This window comes from Paractinoplanes abujensis (genome assembly GCF_014204895.1).
Taxonomy (GTDB): Bacteria; Actinomycetota; Actinomycetes; order Mycobacteriales; family Micromonosporaceae; genus Actinoplanes; species Actinoplanes abujensis.
The window spans coordinates 1,524,431-1,542,132 of record NZ_JACHMF010000001.1 but is presented as its reverse complement, the minus strand read 5'-3'; the positions used below and the strand labels follow the sequence as shown (position 1 = coordinate 1,542,132).

At 71.4% G+C, this 17,702-nt stretch carries 18 protein-coding genes; 10 read left to right on the top strand and 8 right to left on the bottom strand.

Annotation, left to right across the window (positions count from 1 at the left end; all coding sequences use genetic code 11):
* Positions 1–87 precede the first annotated feature (87 nt).
* On the bottom strand, positions 88–1,176 hold the full coding sequence (locus BKA14_RS06440) for a ScyD/ScyE family protein (protein ID WP_184949999.1): 1,089 nt from the start codon (positions 1,174–1,176) through the stop codon (positions 88–90).
* A 341-nt stretch (positions 1,177–1,517) separates the two neighbouring features.
* Between BKA14_RS06440 and BKA14_RS06435 the strand changes: the two genes are divergently transcribed.
* The 3 genes from BKA14_RS06435 to BKA14_RS06425 all read left to right on the top strand — a co-directional run bounded on the left by BKA14_RS06435 (position 1,518) and on the right by BKA14_RS06425 (position 4,265).
* Complete coding sequence (locus BKA14_RS06435; RefSeq protein WP_184949998.1) at positions 1,518–1,943, top strand: hypothetical protein; 426 nt, start codon at positions 1,518–1,520, stop codon at positions 1,941–1,943.
* A gap of 33 nt (positions 1,944–1,976) precedes the next feature.
* A complete protein-coding gene (gene sigJ, locus BKA14_RS06430; protein WP_184949997.1) occupies positions 1,977–2,924 on the top strand; it encodes an RNA polymerase sigma factor SigJ in 948 nt (315 codons plus the stop codon).
* An 84-nt stretch (positions 2,925–3,008) separates the two neighbouring features.
* A complete protein-coding gene (locus tag BKA14_RS06425) occupies positions 3,009–4,265 on the top strand; it encodes an NAD(P)/FAD-dependent oxidoreductase (protein WP_184949996.1) in 1,257 nt (418 codons plus the stop codon).
* A gap of 168 nt (positions 4,266–4,433) precedes the next feature.
* Here BKA14_RS06425 and BKA14_RS06420 read toward each other — a convergent pair whose 3' ends face one another.
* Entirely contained in the window at positions 4,434–5,114 is a 681-nt protein-coding gene (locus tag BKA14_RS06420; RefSeq protein ID WP_239092444.1) for an MBL fold metallo-hydrolase, read from the bottom strand.
* An 84-nt stretch (positions 5,115–5,198) separates the two neighbouring features.
* Between BKA14_RS06420 and BKA14_RS06415 the strand changes: the two genes are divergently transcribed.
* From BKA14_RS06415 to BKA14_RS06400, 4 genes are all read left to right on the top strand, one after another.
* Entirely contained in the window at positions 5,199–5,978 is a 780-nt protein-coding gene (locus BKA14_RS06415) for a hypothetical protein (protein ID WP_184949994.1), read from the top strand.
* A 327-nt stretch (positions 5,979–6,305) separates the two neighbouring features.
* On the top strand, positions 6,306–7,181 hold the full coding sequence (locus tag BKA14_RS06410; RefSeq protein ID WP_239092445.1) for a Sco1979 family transcriptional regulator: 876 nt from the start codon (positions 6,306–6,308) through the stop codon (positions 7,179–7,181).
* A gap of 53 nt (positions 7,182–7,234) precedes the next feature.
* Positions 7,235–8,026 carry an SAM-dependent methyltransferase gene (locus tag BKA14_RS06405; RefSeq protein ID WP_184949993.1) on the top strand — a complete coding sequence of 264 codons (792 nt, stop codon included), beginning with the start codon at positions 7,235–7,237 and terminating at the stop codon, positions 8,024–8,026.
* Between the two features lie 148 nt (positions 8,027–8,174).
* Complete coding sequence (locus BKA14_RS06400) at positions 8,175–8,933, top strand: hypothetical protein (protein ID WP_184949992.1); 759 nt, start codon at positions 8,175–8,177, stop codon at positions 8,931–8,933.
* 40 nt (positions 8,934–8,973) lie between these two features.
* Here BKA14_RS06400 and BKA14_RS06395 read toward each other — a convergent pair whose 3' ends face one another.
* The gene (locus BKA14_RS06395; RefSeq protein ID WP_184949991.1) at positions 8,974–9,723 is read right to left on the bottom strand and encodes an SAM-dependent methyltransferase; all 750 of its coding nucleotides are present in this window, start codon (positions 9,721–9,723) and stop codon (positions 8,974–8,976) included.
* Between the two features lie 61 nt (positions 9,724–9,784).
* On the opposite strand from BKA14_RS06395, the gene BKA14_RS06390 reads away from it, so the two are divergent.
* Positions 9,785–10,420, top strand: a complete 636-nt coding sequence (locus tag BKA14_RS06390) for a TetR/AcrR family transcriptional regulator (protein WP_184949990.1) — start codon at positions 9,785–9,787, stop codon at positions 10,418–10,420.
* Positions 10,417–10,857: an acyl-CoA thioesterase gene (locus BKA14_RS06385; RefSeq protein WP_184949989.1), complete on the top strand. Its 441-nt coding sequence runs from the start codon at positions 10,417–10,419 to the stop codon at positions 10,855–10,857. The genes BKA14_RS06390 and BKA14_RS06385 overlap by 4 nt, the downstream gene beginning before the upstream one ends.
* 4 nt (positions 10,858–10,861) lie before the next feature.
* Here the strand turns inward: BKA14_RS06385 and BKA14_RS06380 are convergent, their stop codons facing one another.
* Genes BKA14_RS06380 through BKA14_RS06370 form a run of 3 tightly spaced genes read right to left on the bottom strand, consistent with a single transcriptional unit; the run spans position 10,862 to position 14,605 of the window.
* A complete protein-coding gene (locus BKA14_RS06380; protein WP_184949988.1) occupies positions 10,862–11,716 on the bottom strand; it encodes a phosphotransferase enzyme family protein in 855 nt (284 codons plus the stop codon).
* Between the two features lie 33 nt (positions 11,717–11,749).
* Entirely contained in the window at positions 11,750–14,059 is a 2,310-nt protein-coding gene (locus BKA14_RS44930) for a putative bifunctional diguanylate cyclase/phosphodiesterase (protein WP_184949987.1), read from the bottom strand.
* Positions 14,060–14,116: 57 nt separating this feature from the next.
* Positions 14,117–14,605 carry a nuclear transport factor 2 family protein gene (locus tag BKA14_RS06370; RefSeq protein ID WP_184949986.1) on the bottom strand — a complete coding sequence of 163 codons (489 nt, stop codon included), beginning with the start codon at positions 14,603–14,605 and terminating at the stop codon, positions 14,117–14,119.
* A 91-nt stretch (positions 14,606–14,696) separates the two neighbouring features.
* Between BKA14_RS06370 and BKA14_RS06365 the strand changes: the two genes are divergently transcribed.
* Positions 14,697–16,340, top strand: a complete 1,644-nt coding sequence (locus BKA14_RS06365; RefSeq protein WP_184949985.1) for a glycoside hydrolase family 43 protein — start codon at positions 14,697–14,699, stop codon at positions 16,338–16,340.
* On the opposite strand, the gene BKA14_RS06360 is transcribed toward BKA14_RS06365, so the two are convergent.
* Positions 16,327–16,827: a GNAT family N-acetyltransferase gene (locus BKA14_RS06360; RefSeq protein WP_184949984.1), complete on the bottom strand. Its 501-nt coding sequence runs from the start codon at positions 16,825–16,827 to the stop codon at positions 16,327–16,329. The genes BKA14_RS06365 and BKA14_RS06360 overlap by 14 nt on opposite strands.
* A gap of 258 nt (positions 16,828–17,085) precedes the next feature.
* Positions 17,086–17,688, bottom strand: coding sequence for a TetR/AcrR family transcriptional regulator (locus BKA14_RS06355; protein WP_203721978.1), 603 nt, complete (start codon positions 17,686–17,688; stop codon positions 17,086–17,088).
* Positions 17,689–17,702: the final 14 nt, after the last annotated feature.

Genomic DNA, 17,702 nt, shown 5'->3' with positions numbered 1-17,702 from the left:
ATCCGATCGTACAAAAGGCCTGAACTGCGCGGACGTGCACGGGCCGCCGGGGTGACCAGTGGCTCACCCCGGCGGCGCGCGTCGTCCCTAGCGGAACGCCGACTGACGCACCTCGACCAGCCGCCCGCCGTGCTTGACGCCGAAGATCCCGGCGATGCTGCCCGACGTGGAGTAGAGCCTGCCCCCGGCGAACTCGATCCCGGTCGGTGTCGCGACCGCGGCGTGCGTGACCCGATGACCGTCGATGCGGGTCAGCCGGCCCACCTGGGACGGGTCGAAACCGGCGGGCGGCGGGCCGGCGGGCGCCCCGAACAGCACCTCGGAGGCGAAGAGCGTGCCCCGCGGGCCGACCGCGACACCGGTGAGCGAGGTGAACCCGCCGTACTTGCGAAGAACCTTGCCCGTACGCCCGTCGAGCTTGTAGATCACCGACGCGCCCGGCTTCTCGGCGCCGAGCGTCGACACGTACACGTGCCGCCCGTGCACCGCGACCCCCGTCGGCACCGAGTCGCACCCCTTCGTGCCCGGATTGGCCTGCGCGCCCGGGGCCAGGCACTCCTTGGTCCGCGGGTTCGGCGGCACGAAGAACGTCGACACCCTGCCGGTCCACGGATCGACCCGCAGCACGTCGTTGCCCCCGCCGTCGGCCACCAGCAGACCCCACCGGGTGGCGGTCAGGCTGAACGGATTGGACAGCGCGTCGTACGGCTTTCCGTTCTTGTCGAACTGCCGCTGACCGTCCGGATTGCGCTTCAACTCGTATTTCAGCAGATTGGCCAGAACGCGAACGTTCTTACCATTCCGATCCGCCACCAGCACCGAGGCCGGCGGGTATTTCGAGGGCGGCGCCGGCGGCCCGTCCGGGTTGGGCCCGCCGAGCACGGCAAAAATCTTTCCGCCGTACGCGGCGACGCCCGCCACACCCGGCACTTTCGCGATCAGTGCGGTGCGGGCACCCGTACGGAGATTGACCGCCGTGACTTCGCCGCTCTCCGACTCCGCGACCAGCGCGACGTGCGGCGAGAGCACGTCGAGGCCCAGCGGCCCGTCGAGCTGCGTCGTGATCGTCCTGATCGGCACCTGGCCGGAGTGGCCGCCACCGGCGTACGCCGGAGCACTCGCGACCACCATGAACGCGCCCGTCCCCACGGCCGCGGCCGTTCTCAGCGCATGCATGAATGTCATCCTGTCCCCCTCGACAGATGCGCTAGATCGAAATCGCCGATGCGTTATCAGCAAACTCAACCTAGGAACGCGACAGACGCCGGGCAACCATCCGTTCGGCCGAGCCCGGAAGAAATCGGCTTCACCGATTCGGGGACTATTGATCTGACTTTATTGCTGATCTCTTCCACTATTCATTGCCGACCGCTCCCGGTCGCCGCCGGGACTCATTCTGATCGCTTCGGAGTTCTTTTGCTGATCGCTTCCGGCTTCTTTGCTGATCACTTCCGGTCGGATGTGCCAGATTTCGGCATCCGCACCTGCGGGCTGTCCCGCGGTTCTACAGTCGACCCATGGAGTTGCGCTGGTGGTCGATCGAGGTGCTGGACGGGCCCCACGGCACTGCGCGCGCTTGGCGCGAGTCGCTCGGCAACAACCTGGTCGAGGCGGCCGTCACCAACGGTGCGTATCGCTGGGAGTGGACGGTCCATCAGTGGGGCGTGCTCTTCGAGATCGCCTTCCACACCGACGAGGCCTGGTCGGCCTACCGGGCCCTGCCCGTGGTCACGGCGGCGCTCGACGCGGTGCCCGACACGGCGCACGGCCTCTACGTCTATCCCGGCCGCGGCGGCAGTGGAGGCCGCAGCGAGCCGCGCCACACCCGCCCGATCTCCACCGGCGGCGCCGCCGAGATGCCCCGGCCCGAGATCCGCGAACTGCTGACCCTGCGCGACGGCCGCCGCCCCGCGTTCACCCTGGGCATCCAGCACCTCGTCTAGGCCGGCGCGAGCTCCCCTGGTTGAATGCCCGGCATGCCGGTCGACGCGCGCGAACTCGAGGTGTTCGAGGCCGCCCGGGGCCGTCTCGAAGCCATCGCCTACCGCCTGCTGGGCTCGGCCAACGACGCCGAAGACATGGTGCAGGAGACGTTCCTGCGCTGGCAGGCGGCCGACCGGGAAATGATCGAGACGCCCGCGGCCTGGCTGACCAAGGTGCCGACCAACCTCTGCCTCAACCGGCTCGGCTCGGCCCGGGCCCGCCGCGAGACCTACGTGGGTCAATGGCTGCCCGAGCCGGTGCTGGCCGGGGACGACATGCTCGGCCCGTCCGAAACCGCCGAGCAGCGGGAATCGGTCACGATCGCGATGCTCACGCTGATGGAACGGCTCGCGGCCAACGAACGGGTCGTGTTCGTGCTGCGCGAGGCGTTCGGCTACTCGCACGCCGAGATCGCCGGCCTGCTCGACCTCTCCGAGACCAACTGCCAGCAGATCTATCGGCGGGCCAAGCAGCACCTGGCGGCCCCCGACCGGCGCCGGGCCCCGGTCGACGCGCCCGCGGCCCGCAAGGTCGTCGAGGAGTTCCTGGCCGCGACACTCAGCGGCCGCACCGACGATCTGGTGCGCTTGCTGAGCGACGACGCGATCAGCTTCGGCGACGGTGGCGGCGTCGTGTTCTCGCTGCCGGAGCCGGTCACCGGGAAGGTGCGGGTGGCCCGTTTCCTGCGCGGGCTGTTCACATCCGGCGAGGCCCGGTGGGAACAGATCGGCGGCCGGCCGCAACTGTTCGCCGCGGTCGCCAACGGCGCGCCCGCGCTGGTCGTGACGGTGGGCGAGCGGCTGGCCGGCGTCATCACGCTCGACGTGACCACCGACGGCATCGCGGCCGTGCACGCCATGGTCAATCCGGCCAAGCTGAACCGCGCACGCCAGGAATGGGCGGCCACCGAACACGGGGAGCCGCTCACCGTCCCTTGGTGATCCAGGTCACGCACCAGGCTGTCAGGTTTTCCTTCGCTGTCCGGTTCAGGAAGCACACGAGCCGGACAGGAAGTGAGCGAAACCATGAAGCACCAGATCGTCGTCCTCGGCGCCGGATACGCCGGCGCCAACGCGGCCGGCCGCCTGGCCCGGCGGCTGCACCCCGCCGACACCGAGATCACCCTGGTCAACGCCGACGCCGAATTCGTCGAGCGGATCCGCCTGCACCAGGTCGCGGCAGGCCAGGACCTGAAACCCCGCCCCTTGACCGCAGTCTTCGCCGGCACCGGCGTACGGGTGCGGATCGGCCGGGTCACCGCCATCGACATCGAAGCCCGCACCGTCGACCTCGACAGCGGCGTACTCCCCTACGACACGCTGGTCTACGCACTCGGCAGCACAACGTCCACGAGCGGCGCCCTCAGCGCCCCCGCTCTGCCCGGCGTCGCGGGCGCGAGCGTCGCGGGCGCGGGCGTCGCGGGCGTCGCGGGCGTCGCGGGCGTCGCGGGCGTCGCCGAGCATGCTTACGACGTGGGCGGTGCCGGGTCGGCGCGGCGGCTGCGCAGCCGGCTGCGCAGCCTTGCCGCGGGCGGCACCGTGCTGCTGGTCGGTGGCGGCTTGACCAGCATCGAGGCCGCCGCCGAGATCGCCGAGGCGCGGCCCGATCTCGGGGTCACGCTGGCCGTACGCGGCACCCTGGGCGGCTGGCTGAGCGAGAAGGCCCAGCGGCACCTCCGCGCGACCTTCAACCGGCTCGGCGTCGCCTTGGAGGAGCAGACCGAGATCGCGGCCGTCGAGGCGGACCGCGCAGTCACCTCCGGCGGCCGCACGATCCCGGCCGACGTGACGGTCTGGGCCGCGGGCTTCACCGTGCACCCGCTCGCCGCCGCAACCGGGCTGGAGGTCACGCCGACCGGGCAGATCGTCGTCGACGACACCATGCGGTCGGTCTCGCACCCCGACGTCTACGCGATCGGCGACGCCGCCTACGCCCACGGCGCGAGCGGTTCCCCGTTGCGCATGTCGTGCGCCTCGGGCATCCCGTCGGCCTACCACGCGGCCGATGTCATCGCCGCCCGCCTGACCGGCCGGGACGTCCCGTCCAACCGGATCCGCTACAACGCGCAATGCATCAGCCTGGGCCGCCACGACGGCATCGTGCAGTGGGTGACCCCGGACGACCGGCCCAAGCCGTCAGCGATCGTCGGCGCCCCGGCCGCGCGCGTGAAGGAGTTGATCTGCCGGGGCGCGGCCTGGAGCATGACCCACCCGACAACCCTGCTCCCGTCCCGCCGGCGCCACGTGCTGACGCCCGACCCGCCCGTCCCGGCCCAGGCCTGACAGCCGCCCGCGCTTCAGGGAACGGCCCACAAAGACGGCGACGCTAGGAAACGGCCGACAAGGACGGCGACACTCGGAAACGGCCGACAAGGACGGCGACACTCGGAAACGGCTGACAAGGACGGCGACGCTCGGGAACGGCCCACGAAGACGGGGGAAACTTGGCTTTCAGGCCTGGCGACCGGCGTACTCCCGGAAACGTTCCACGGCGCCGCCCGTGACGGCCTTGCCGTGGCCGAAGACGGCGTGGTCGAACTCGTACGTGGCCAGTTTGGCCAGGCTGCGGCCCTGTTCGGCGGGGTCGGCGGAGACCTGGGTCGGGCCCAGCGTGACCTGGCCGTCGCGGGTGCCGGAGGCCGTGTCGCCCGCGAAGAGGATGCCGCCGGAGCGGTCGAGCACGTAGGACACGTGGCCTCGGGTGTGGCCGGGTGTGTGCAGGGCCGTGAAACCGGGGAGCGGCTCCGACTCCTCGCCCGTGAGGAGCTGGTCGAGTTTGGTCGGCTCGGCCCGCCCGATCAGCCGGGTGGCCAGTTTGGCCAGGCCTTGGGGTTCGGGGCCGGTGATCCCGCCGGTGATGACGGGGGCGTCGGCGGCGTGCGCGAACACCCGTGCGCCGGAGCGGCGGCGCACGTCGGCGACGTTGCCGACGTGGTCGAAGTGGTGGTGGGTGAGCAGGACGGCGGTCACGTCCCCGATCTGTTTGCGCAGGCCGTGCAGCGCGCGGTCGATCCGTTTGGCATTGCGCGGCAGGCCGGTGTCGACCAGCACCACCCCGTCGTCGGTCACGACCAGGTGCATGTTGACAAAACCGAGGCTCAACTCGAAGACGCCGTCCACCACTTCTCGCACGGGAGCCATTCTGCTGCATGGAGCGGGCGAAGTTTTCACCAGAAGGCCACGGTGGCCGGTTTTGTCCGGTTAACGTGGCATCCCATGGACCGTAGGGCGTTTCTGGCCACCGGCGGGGCGGCCGCCGTCGCCGCAGTAACCGGCTCGGCCGCCGCCGCAGCAGTTACCGGCTCGGCCGCCGCCGCACGGGCCGGCTCCGCCGCAGGGGCCGACCTCTCCGGCGCGGCCGCAGGTGCTGCAGGCTCCGAGGCCACCGCACAGGCCGCCGCCCGGTGGCCGATCTTCGAGTGGGCCCGGCCGACCGGCTTCTTCTTCCCCGGCGGGCTCGTCCTGCCCCCGCCGCCCCTGGCCGTCTACGAGGACGGCACCGCTTACGCCGACGCCACCGCGAGCCTGCCGCTGCACCACCGTGCGGCCGAGTCCTTGCGCGCTCACGCCGTGGCCGTCCTGCGTAGCCGCCGCTTCCCGGCCCTGCCGCCGCCCGGCCCGGGCTTTGTCACGCGGCCGGATCGCTTGCGTGTGCGCGACGACGACGGCACAGTCCTGGCCGCCGAACTGACCGGCCGCGACCCGGCTGTCCGCGAGCTGGCCGCCCACGTGCAGGAGCTGCGCCGCACGGTGCTCGGTGGTGAACCGTGGCGACCCAACGCCGTCCTGCTGGCCGCGGCCCGCCTCGATGTCGAGCCGGTCGGCGCGCGTCCGTGGCCGTCCGGGATCCCCGTGCCGGCCGATCGTGAGCTCCGGCTGCGGGGCGCGCGGGCTCAGGCCGTACGGGAAAAACTGGAAATCGGGTCGCGTGCCTATCGAGTGTCACCGATGCATCATGTAGCCGCGACCTGGCGCCACCTGCTCCCACACGAATAGGCGCAGCTCACCAGCGGCCGTTGAGCCGGAAGAATCAGCCGGAGAGTAGGCGCGAAGCGACGCCGGGTGCGGTACTGTCCGTCTCCGGCGCTCGCTATGATCGCGTTCGTCGAACGTAGAGGATCCACACTGGACGCTGGGGTCCACCGAGGTGAGGATGTTCGCGTGACAGAGGACGATCTTGCCGGGCATCGTGGGGGCCGGGCACGTCGAAGCGGAGTCGTGCCCGTCGGCCCTGGCCGTCGCGGCGGCTCCGGTAATGCCCCGTGCTGCGCCGCCGGCCGCAAGTCGTAGCGGACTGGCCAGCTCTTTGATAAGCAGATCATCGTGACCGGGCGTGGGGACATCGGCGGGTCGACCGTGCGTCGGCTCCAGCTGGGCGCCCGCCTGCGCGAATTGCGCCTCGCCGCCGGGGTGAGCCGTGAGGCCGCCGGCTATCGCATCCGTGCCTCCGAATCCAAGATCAGCCGGATGGAGCTGGGCCGCGTCGGCTTCAAGGCGCGCGACGTGACCGACCTGCTGCTGCTCTACGGCGTCGAGAGCCCCGAGGAGCACGAGCGCCTGCTCGAGCTGACCAAGGCGGCCAACTCGCCCAGCTGGTGGCACACGTACGGCGACGTGCTGGAGAACTGGTTCCACAGCTACCTCGACCTCGAGCAGGCCGCCGAGTTGATCCGCACGTACGAGATCCAGTTCGTGCCGGGCCTGCTGCAGACCGAGGCGTACGCCAGCGCCGTCATCCGGCTGGCCCACACCAACCCGGGCGAGACCGAGGTCGAGCGGCTGGCCAAGCTGCGCATGACCCGCAAGGAGACCCTGGAGCGGCCCGACGCGCCGACGTTCTGGGCGGTGCTCGACGAGGCAGTGCTGCGGCGGCTCATCGGCGGCACCGAGGTGCTGCGCGAACAGATCGTGGCGCTGCTGGAGGCCTGCGAGAATCCGAACATCCGGCTCCAGGTGATCCCGTTCGACTCCGGCGGGCACGCGGCGGCCGGGGGCGCGTTCAGCATTCTGCGCTTCCCGCACGAGGAGCTGGACGACGTCGTCTACATCGAGCATCTCACCAGCGCGCTCTACCTCGACAAACGCGAGGATGTGGACGACTACGCGGCGGCCTTCGGGCGGCTCATCATCGAGGCCGCGCCACCCGCCCGCACCCCCGACATATTGAAGAGCGTCATCGCCGACCTGGACGCTTCCTGAAGATCCACAATGGGCGCTTGCGCAACGGATGGCGGGCCGATAGAAACTTCCCCATGACGGACCACGAGGCCCCCGCCGAGTTGCAGCCCGACGTGCCCCACGCGGCGCGCATGTGGAACTACTGGATGGGTGGCAAGGACAACTTCGCCGCCGACCGTGCCGCCGGCGACGCCGTGGCCCAGGTCTATCCCGAGATCGTGGTGATGGCGCGCCAGTCGCGCAAGTTCCTGATCCGGGTCGTCCGCGCGCTGACCGCCGAGCTGGGCGTGCGTCAGTTCCTCGACATCGGCACGGGCCTGCCGACGATGCAGAACACGCACGAGGTGGCTCAGAGCATCGCCCCGGACGCCAAGATCGTCTACGTCGACAACGACCCGATGGTGCTGGCTTACGCGCGGGCGCTGCTGGTCGGCACGACGGCCGAGGGCACGACGACCTACGTCCACGCCGACTACCACGACCCCGAGAAGATCCTGGTCGGGGCGGAGGAGGCGCTCGACTTCAGCCAGCCGATCGCGGTCATGTTCATGGGCGTGATGGGCTACGAGCCCGACCTGGCCGTGATCCGCTCGATCGTCGACACCGTCATGGCTCGCGTCCCCTCCGGCAGCTATCTGGTCTTCTGGGACGGCACCGACACGTCCCCGGCGGTCGTCGAGGGCGCGGAGCGACTGGCCCAGGCCGGCGGCGTGCCGTACATCCTGCGCAGCCCCGACGAGCTGGCCACCGTCTTCGAGGGCCTCGACCTGGTCGAGCCCGGCCTCACCCAGATCAGCGAGTGGCGTCCCGACGGCGACGGCATCGAGCCCATCGAGGCCTACGGCGCGGTCGGCCGCAAGCCCTGACCTGCGGTTCGTCGCCGGGTGAGGCCCGCTGCCGCGCCCGGCGACGATCTCCCCCGTTGATGCCACGAACCCGCCGGCCCCGGCTCGCGAGCCGCTGGGTCGGGAAAGCTTCTCCTCAGCAAGGCACCCCCCACCTGAGGAGATTCTCGTGCGTAACGTTTCCCGGCTCGTGCCCGCCGCCGCCGTCCTGTCCGGGCTGCTGCTGACCTCGGCCTGCGCCAACGGCGACGACACGAACGCGGCCGCGCCCGGCGCCTCCTCCCCCGCCACCGCCGCACCCAGCGCGTCGGCCGATTCCGGTTCCTCGCCCGCCCCGTCCGCCTCGCCCGAGGGTGAGCCGGCCGCCACCCGCACCGCGACCAAGCCGCCCACCAAGGGCAGCGGCGGCTCCGGTTCCGGCTCCGGCTCGGGCGGCGTCTTCAGCGGCACCCGTCAGGTCCTGCTGCTCCCCAAGAACAGCGAGTCGACCCTGGGCGTGGTGCAGCAGGGCAAGATCGGGCTCTCCGAGAAGTTCGGCCCCAACGACCTGTTCGTCATCAAGCCCCTCACGCCGGGCGGCGACAGGTACTGGATCCAGACGGCCAAGCTGCGCAACGGCTCGGAGCCCTTCTGCCTGTCGGCCAAGCTCGGCTCCGGCGGCAAGCCCGCCGCGGTCACCACCACGTCGTGCGACGCCGCCCGGACCGATCAGGCGTTCCGCTTCCGCAAGGTCGGCGAGTCCAACGGCAAGCCCACGTACACCATCTACACCGGCCGCGACACGTTCATCATCCGCGACGAGACCGGCGAGATCGCGGGCACCGGCACGGGCGTGGCCGCGGTCCAGATCGGCGAGGGCACCCCGGACATCGACACCCCGTTCGTGATCGCCGACAAGGGCAAGGCCACGATGCCCGCGCTCGACTGACCTTCCCCGTACGCGGAGCCGCCGCCCCGAGAGAAGTGGGTCAGGCGGCTTCGTGGCGGAGCACCAGGGTCGCGAAGCCGAGGAGGCCGCGATACCCGCGGAGCCAGTGAGCGCGCCGCGTGCGCGCGAGGTGCTGAAGCTCGGCGGCGTCGGGATGCCCGGGGTTGTCTAGGGCCCACTCCGAGACGGAGCCGGTCCATGACCACTCGTAGTCGTCCCACTCGGCCGGGTCGCTGACGTGGGCGTAGACCGGATGCCAGCCCGCCGCGCCCGCCGCGTCGATCAGGCCCGGCAGGTCGGTCAGGTCCGTGGGCTTGACGTCGAGGGCGGCCAGCGCCTCCGTGGTCGGCGGGGCTTCCCAGAACCGTTCGCCGACGATCAGGATGCCGTGCGCGTTCGCGTGCCGGCCCGCGACGTCGAGGGTCTGCGCGAAGCCGCCGAGGACGGTTGTGGAGCCCACGCACAGCACGAGGTCGTAGTCGCCGTCGGGGACGTACGTGCGGGCGTCGCGTTCGTGCAGGGTCAGGCGGTCGGCCAGTTCCCGCATCCCCGCGGCCGCTTCGGCCCGTTCCAGCGCGTACGGGTTGGTGTCGACGGCGTCGGCGTGGCCGTCGGGGCAGTGGGCCAGCGCCTGCATCGCCCACGCGGCCTGTCCGCAGCCCAGGTCGAGAATGCGGGCGGCCGGTCCGCGGCCGGCCCGGCGCAGGAGCTTGTTGACGTTGACCCCGGCGACCGGCGCGGCGACGGGGTGATGCGTGTGGGCGATCGAGTCGACACGATGAGGATCCACGTGGTCCAGTCAACACGACAACTATATTTACGAACGGTCGGTCGTTTTGTAGTGTCGGGGCATGAACCAGGACGGCAGGCTGATGCGGGGCGAGCGGACGCGGGTCGCCGTGCTCGATCGGGCCCTGCGGCTGGCGACCGAGGCCGGGCTGGACGGGTTGTCGCTCAGCCAGGTCGCCGAGGCGCTCGGCGTGAGCAAGTCCGGCCTGTTCGCGCACTGGCGGTCCAAGGAGGCGTTGCAGCTCGCGGTGATCGAGCACGCCCGCGCCCAGTGGACCGACGAGGTGATCCGCCCCGCCCTTCAGGAGCCGCGCGGTGTGCGCCGCCTGTGGGCCCTGCACGATCGGCGCCTCGATTTCTACCGGGCGGCGATCCTGCCCGGCCGCTGCTTCTTCGCCAACGCGCACTTCGAGTTCAACGCCCGGCCCGGAGCGGTGCACGACCGGCTGGCCGCGGAGCTCCGGGAGTGGATGGGGTTCCTGACCGGTCTGGCCGCCGATGCCGTGGCCACGGGCGAGCTGCGGGCGGACACCGACCCGGGCGACCTCGCGTACGAGACCGAGGCGCTGGGGGTCTGCGCCGTGATGCAGGCGCCCGTCCTGGGGCCCGAGGCCACCTTTCGCCACGCCCGCCGCGCGCTGCTCGACCGGCTGCGCGCCGCCGCCACCGACCCTGCGATCCTCAAGGAGCCGACATGACCACCACCGCAGTCCACAGCCACGGCGCCGTCGTCCGGCAGCCGGTGCACTTCGACGACCTGGACGCCATGGGCATCCTGCACAACTCGCGCTACGCCGTGCTCGTGGAGCGGGCGATCGTCATCTGGTGGACGGAACGCGGTGTGTCGTTCTCGGGCGGCCGCCCCACCACGCCCGACGCGTTCAACGTGGTCCGCGACTATCAGATCACGTTCCACCGCCCGGTCCGCGGCACCGGCGAGGTCGAGATCCGCTTCTGGCTCGACCGGATGGGCACGACCAGCGCCGACTACGCCTTCCAGGTCACCTCGGCCGACGGCGCGACGGTGCACGCCGAGGGCCGCCGGGTCAACATCCGCCTCGACCCGGCCACGATGCGCCCGGCCCCCTGGACCGACCACGGCCGCGCTGTCGCGGCCGCGCTGCTGCGGGCCTGACCCGTCACAGTCCGGCGCGGGCGGCGGCCAGACCCTTCCAGTTCTCCGCATCGCTGTCGATGCCGGTCAGATCGTTGGTGGCGAGGCGGCGCGCGAAGTAGTCGGCCTGCACCGCCATGCGGAAGCGGAACATCACCGGCAACGCCCGCTCCACCTCGGCCCGGGGCACGACTCCTTGGTCCAGGTACGACTCGACCAGGGCGGCGGCGTGACCCGGCCCTCCGACGTACATGACGGCCGAGGCCAGGTCGTAGAGCAGCGGGCCGGCCAGGGCCACGCTCCAGTCGATCACCCCGCACACCCCGCGCTCCACGCGGAACGCCTCCGGAGCCGGGTCGGTGTGCAGCAGGCCCCACGTCAGCGTGGTGGGATCGAGCCGGTCCCACGCGGTGACGGCGGCACTCACGGCCGGTCGCACCCACGGCTCGACGTCCAGGTGCCCGGCCCGCGGGTCGACCCAGTGGAAACGCTCCGCGCCGGGAACCGACACGTCACGCAGCGCCCGGTGCACCCGGCCCAAGGTCGCGCCGATGACCCGCTGGTCGTCCGGTTCGGCGCCGGGAACCCAGGTCAGCAGCCCCACCGGGACACCGTCGACGTCAGCGACCAGGTCACCGAGGCGGGTCGGCCGCGGCGCCCCGGCCGGGATTCCCGCCGTTTCGAGCGCGGTCGCGACGGCGAGGCCACCGCGGAACGACTCGCGGGCGGCCGGGACTACGGCCTTGGCCACCCACCGCTGCTCACCGTCGGTCACGAACCAGGTCGCGGAGTTCATCCCGCCGTCGTGCACCTCGACCGCCGGATCCGTCAGGTCCCACCGCTCCCTCAGGGCCGCCCGGAGCCGCTCAACGCCGATCACGACCGCAGTCAAGCAGGCGGGCGCCGCTCCCGGCTACCGACTTACCGCGGTGCGGCCGCTCAGCCAGGCCGAGGCGATCTCGCCCGCCGGCAGCGGCCGGGCGAACAGGTAGCCCTGGCCGAAGCGGTAGCCGAGGCTCTCCAGCAGGGCCCGCTGCTCGACGGTCTCGATGCCCTCGGCCACCGACGCCAGTTCGAGCGAGGCGGCCATCTGGCTGACCGCGTTGGCCACCGCGGCCTGGCGCCCGACGGTCGTGATCGACTCGACGAACGAGCGGTCCAGCTTGAGCGAGGTGACCGGGGTCGTCAGCAGCAGGCCCAGCGACGAGGCGGCGGTCCCGAAGTCGTCGAGCGACAGGCGCACGCCGTGCCCACGCAGGTCGAACAGCACCTCGGTCGACTCCTCGTCGTCGAACACGGCCGTCTCGGTCACCTCGATGTTCAGGCGCGACGGGGGCAGGCCGGTCTCGGACAGCACCTGGTCCACCTCGGCCACGAAGCCGGGCTCGCGCAGCTGCCGGCCGGCCACGTTGACGCCGACGACCAGCTGCTGGGCGGCGGGCAGGGTGCGCCGCCACTCCGCGGCCTGGCGGCAGGCCTCGCGCAGCGCCCAGCGGCCGATGGCGACGATCTGGCCGGTCCGCTCGGCGACCGGGATGAACTCGCCCGGCGTGATCAGCCCGCGCGTCGGGTGGTTCCAGCGGATGAGCGACTCGACCCCGGTCAGCATGCCGTCGTCGAGGCGCACGATGGGCTGGTAGAGCAGCGTGAACTCGCCACGCTCGACGGCCTGGGCCATCTCCCGGCTGAGCAATGCCTCGGCGCTGATCCGCGCGCCCATCGCGTCGGTGTACTCGACCCACATGCTCTTGCCGCGCCGCTTCGCCTCGTACATGGCGATGTCGGCGTTGCTGAGCAGCACCGACGGGTCGTCCTCGGGGCCCGAGCGGGCCACGCCGACGCTGGCCCGGGTGACCAGCACGTGCTGACCGACGTCCATGGGTTCGGAGAGCCGGCGCTGGATGTCGTCGGCGACCCGGCCCGCCACCACGGCGTCGGCTTGGGGCAGCAGGATCGCGAACTCGTCGCCGCCGAGCCGGGCCACCACGTCGCCCGTACGGACGGCTTCGCGCAGTCGCTCGGAGACGCTCACCAGCAGCGCGTCGCCCGCGGCGTGACCCAGCGTGTCGTTGACCGTCTTGAAGTCGTCCAGGTCGATCAGCAGCACCGCCACCCCGTCCGGCTCGGACAGCCGGTCAGCCAGCAGGGAGGCGAAGCGGGTGCGGTTGGCCAGCCCGGTCAGCCCGTCGGTGGCGGCCTGCACGCGCAGCTGCGCCTCGTGACCGCGCACCTCGTCCAGCGCCACGTCGAGCCGGTCGATGAGGTGCATGTTGTCGTGGAAGGCGACGAGCTGGCGCCCGGCGACCAGGCAGCTGATCACCACCACGCCGATGGCCGCGCCCCACAGCTGGGAGGAGGCGTGCTCGGGCAGCATCGCGAAGAAGATCACGAACGTCAGCCCGATCATCCCGTACGGGAGAAGGCTGTAGGGACGGCGCTTGACGGTGCCGGCCCGGTGGCCGCTGCGCACCACGATCGCCTGGATCCACGGCCCGGCCGCGATCAGCAGCGACGGCGCGAGCCGGATCGTGAAGACGTACGGGTGGCCGGTCTCCTGGAAGTCACCGGGCAGGAACGTGCTGATGCCCTGGATGCTGGCCGCGGCCACCATGGGCCAGGCGGCGATCCGGGCCATCGGCGGCACCTTGATCAGCGCGACCTTGGTGGCGGCGAACGCGGCCACGATGACCAGCGCCGCGGTCAGACCGGCGGTGACGCGGTCGTTGTGCGCGCTGCCGAGCGGGTTGACCGCGAAACACCAGGCGGTGACGCCGCCACCGACGATGACGGTGGTCGCGTCGAGCCAGAAGATTGACTTCTCGCGCCGGGTCGACAGGCCCTGCGGGAAGATCAGGCAGGCGATGACGTTGCTGCTCATGCCGAGCGTGAAGAACGCTGTCTGCACGAGGCCGCCGTTCATCGACGGAATGCCGGGCGTGACCATACTGAGGATCGTCTGGAAGGAGTCACCGACGGTGAAGCACACGCCGGCGAACGTCAGCATCGACCAGAACCGGCGGAACCGCTCGGGTGCGATCGCCCGCAACCGCCAGGAGCCGAGGGCCAGCGCCGCGTCCAGGGGCACCTGGAACGCCCAGTACGCCTGAACCTGGCGCACGGGGTCGCCGTCCAGGACGAAGAAGAGCGCACAACCGAGCACGGTGAGGCCCGTGAGAACCCGCAGCGCGGTGTCACGCCACAACAGGAGCGCCGCAGTCTCCACCCTGACCTCCCGTCTTCACCGGGGTGAAGATCGGACGATCGGCGGCGGACTGGAGGATTACCGGGGCGCGGCCTTCGGCATGAACCGTTTCTCGCCGGCGTCGGCCATCGAGTGCAGCATGCCCGCGGTCACCGGGATCAGCCGGGCCAGGCCGGGCTGCCCGTTGCGGCGGGCCAACTCGGGGCCGAGGCGCGCCATGAGCCGGGTGAGCGCGGGCAGCGGCCGCACGAACAGGGTGATCTCGCGGATCAGGCCGTCGTCGCCGAGGCGCAGCCGCTGGGCCTCGAACAGGCGCGTGTCACCGAGGCGGCCCTCGTAGAAGAGCGCCACCGTCCGGCCCTCGGCGACCTGATCGGTGTAGACGACCTCGTCGATGACCTCCAGCGCCACCTCGAGCAGCGTGCGCACCCGGGCCCGCCCGTCGAACGTGAACTGCTCGGTGATCGGCGAGATGAGCCGGACGTCCTCGCTCAACGCGGCGACGGCGGCCGCGGCGTCCCGGGCCTCACCCGCGGCCCGCCAGGCGGCTACTGCTGAGTGATCCATGGGTCCAGGGTGGCATCGCGACGCCACTCCGAACGGTCGCAAGTTGCGGTACAGTCCAGAAACTTACGGGCCGGTGTCGGGGGGAACAATCATGACCATCGCCAGAACGGCGCTGCGGCAGATCAGCAACCCGGTGCTGCCCGGGTTCCACCCCGACCCGTCGATCCTGCGGGTGGGCACCGACTACTACATCGCCACCTCGACGTTCGAGTGGTATCCGGGCGTACGGGTGCATCACTCGGCCAACCTGGTCGACTGGACGCCGCTGGGTGGCGCGCTCGGCGAGAAGCGGCTGCTCGACCTGACCGGCACCGGCGACTCCAACGGCGTGTGGGCGCCCAACCTGTCGTACGCGCACGGCGAATACCACCTGCTCTACTCCGACGTGGCGACGTTCACCGGCGGGTTCTGGGATCCGCAGAACTACCTCGTGACCGGGCCGACACCGACCGGGCCGTGGTCCGATCCGGTGGTGCTGCACGGCCGCGGCTTCGACGCCTCGCTGTTCCACGACGACGACGGCACGACGTGGATGCTGTCGATGGTGGCCGACTGGCGACCCGGCCGGAACCGTTTCGCGGGCATCTCGATCCAGCAGTACGACCGGCAGGCCCGCAAGCTGGTCGGCCCCGAGCACATGATCTTCAACGGCACCGCGGCGGCCGTGACCGAGGCGCCCAACCTGTATCGCAAGGACGGCTGGTACTACCTGGTCACCGCCGAGGGCGGCACCAGCTGGGCGCATCAGGTGACCGTCGCCCGCTCGAGCCACCTGCTCGGCCCCTACCGGGCCGACCCGGCCGGCCCGCTGCTCACCTCGGCCGGTGACCCGACGCTGGAGCTGCAGAAGGCCGGGCACGGCAGCCTCGTCGAGACGCCCGGCGGTCAGTGGTATCTCGCGCACCTGGTCGGCCGGCCGTACTCCGAGCTGGGCCGGTGCGTGCTCGGCCGCGAGTCGGCCCTGCAGGAGGTGACCTGGACCGACGACGGCTGGCCGCGGATCGCCGGCGGTGTGCCCGCCACGTCGGTGGCCGCGCCGCGCGAGGCCGACGTGCCCGAGGTGCGGCCGGTGTCGTCGGAGCAGAGCGAGGACGACCCCTTCGACGGCCCCACGCTGGGCGTCAACTGGTCGACGCTGCGCCGCCCGGCCACGCCCGACTGGGTGTCGCTGACCGAACGCCCGTCACACCTGCGCCTCTACGGCGGCTTCTCCCCGATGGGCCGCCACAAGCCCAGCCTGGTCGCGCGCCGGGTGGTCGCGGCCGACTGCGCGTTCGAGGCGACGATGGAGTTCGAGCCGCGCAACTACCGCCAGCTCGCCGGCATCACGGCCTACTACAACACCCGCAACTGGTACTACCTGCACGTCACGGCCGACGACGACGGCACCCCGGTGATCGACCTGCTTGCCTGCGACAGCGGCCAGGTGACGATCGTGCCCGGCGTGCGCGCGCCGATCGGCTCCCCCGGCCCGATCCGGCTGCGGGTGCACTTCGAGGGCCCGACCCTGACCTTCGCGTACGCCCTGCCCGGCGGCCACTGGCAGTCAGCCGGCCCGGCCCTCGACGCCACCACGCTCTCCGACGAATACGCCGCCCGGGCCGTCAACGGCGAACCCGCCGCGTGGGGCTTCACCGGCGCGTTCGTCGGCCTGTGGGCGCAGGACCTGGGCCGCGAGGGGGCTTACGCCGACTTCGACCGGGCCTCGTACCAGGTGGCCCTCAGAGACTCCTGAAGCCCACGCGCGCATACAACCCCGCACGGACCGACCGGACGAAGACCACCTCAGCGCCGCGCGCGCCCGCCACCTCGACGAGCGCCGCGGTCACCACCTGGGCACAACCCCTTCCCCGGTACGCCGCCAGGGTCGCGATGCCGGTCAGCTCGGTCACACCGTCGTGCACGGGCAGCATCATGCCGGCCGAGACCGCGCGCCCCTCGACCCGCAAGGTGACCGCCGCCGCGCCGCGCAGCTGGGCCCGAAAACCCTCCGCCTGCCCCTCGGTGACGGCCGGCGCCGCGGGGTCGAAGCCACGCTCGTTGACGTCGAGGTTCTCGCGAATGACCGCGACGCCGGACGTCTCACCGACCAGAATCAGCTCCCCGCCCGGGGGCAACCCCACGGGCCGCGCCGCCGCGACTTCGAGCACCCGCACCTCGCCCTCGGCAACCCCCGCATGCTGAAGCAGATAGCCCTGAACTCGCCGCCGCAGATCCTCCACATCGCCCATCTTCCGACCGGGGTCAACCTCTTATTGCACACCTTCCAGCCTCGAACTCACCCTCTCCCGGCTCGCCACCGATGAAGGTGTGGTTGCCGAGCTCTTGCGGATCAGTGGCAGGAAGGCCTCAATCACAGTGACCGGGCCCATGACGTTCGTCGCCGCAGCGCGGACCGAGGCGGGGTCGGTCACATCCTGGCGAGGTTGCTGACGGAGGAGCCCGGCGTCGACGCAGGCCGCCCTGTCGCCATTCGGCACCTATTCGGTCAACGGTTGCAAATAGCCGGTCAGGGCGCGTTTCAGTTCGGTGATCAAAGCTGCGCGTTCGTCGCCTTCGGCGATCACGATAGGGCCCATCAGGGCGGCCACGATCTGGACGGCGACCATTGCCGCGCGGTCGGCGTCCGCATCGGGCAGGTGCGGGGAGCGGGCCCGGATGATCGCGGCGACGCGGCCCGTCACGGCGGACTGCAGCGGGCGGCTCCCGGCGGCCAGCGCGGCCGGCATCGCGGTGTTGCCGAGGAGGGCTTTCGCGCCCGGGTGGGTGACGTTGAAGGCGACCAGCGGGTCGACCACGCGCGAGATCAGATCGGGCAGGGGCATTCCCATGACGTCGGCCTCGCCGAACGCGGCCGCGTGGGCCGCGCGCAGCTCGTCGACCAGCCGCTGCGACAGGGCCTCGGCGATGGCCTCCTTGTTCGGGAAGTACTGGTACAGCGAACCGGGTGACATGCCGGCCCGGGCGGCGATCGCGTTCGTCGAGGTTTTCTCGTAGCCGAGTTCGGCGAACAGGGCCAGCGTCGCGTCCAGGATGTCGGTGATGCGGCGCTCGCCGCGGGCCTGCCGGCGCACAGACGGCACTGCCCCACCCCCTT

Coding starts and splice junctions, on each gene's coding strand:
- BKA14_RS06440 (WP_184949999.1), bottom strand. CDS start 1,176: ATGCATGCGCTGAGAACGGCCGCGGCCGTGGGGACGGGCGCGTTCATG.
- BKA14_RS06435 (WP_184949998.1), top strand. CDS start 1,518: ATGGAGTTGCGCTGGTGGTCGATCGAGGTGCTGGACGGGCCCCACGGC.
- sigJ (WP_184949997.1), top strand. CDS start 1,977: ATGCCGGTCGACGCGCGCGAACTCGAGGTGTTCGAGGCCGCCCGGGGC.
- BKA14_RS06425 (WP_184949996.1), top strand. CDS start 3,009: ATGAAGCACCAGATCGTCGTCCTCGGCGCCGGATACGCCGGCGCCAAC.
- BKA14_RS06415 (WP_184949994.1), top strand. CDS start 5,199: ATGGACCGTAGGGCGTTTCTGGCCACCGGCGGGGCGGCCGCCGTCGCC.
- BKA14_RS06405 (WP_184949993.1), top strand. CDS start 7,235: ATGACGGACCACGAGGCCCCCGCCGAGTTGCAGCCCGACGTGCCCCAC.
- BKA14_RS06390 (WP_184949990.1), top strand. CDS start 9,785: ATGAACCAGGACGGCAGGCTGATGCGGGGCGAGCGGACGCGGGTCGCC.
- BKA14_RS06385 (WP_184949989.1), top strand. CDS start 10,417: ATGACCACCACCGCAGTCCACAGCCACGGCGCCGTCGTCCGGCAGCCG.
- BKA14_RS06370 (WP_184949986.1), bottom strand. CDS start 14,605: ATGGATCACTCAGCAGTAGCCGCCTGGCGGGCCGCGGGTGAGGCCCGG.
- BKA14_RS06365 (WP_184949985.1), top strand. CDS start 14,697: ATGACCATCGCCAGAACGGCGCTGCGGCAGATCAGCAACCCGGTGCTG.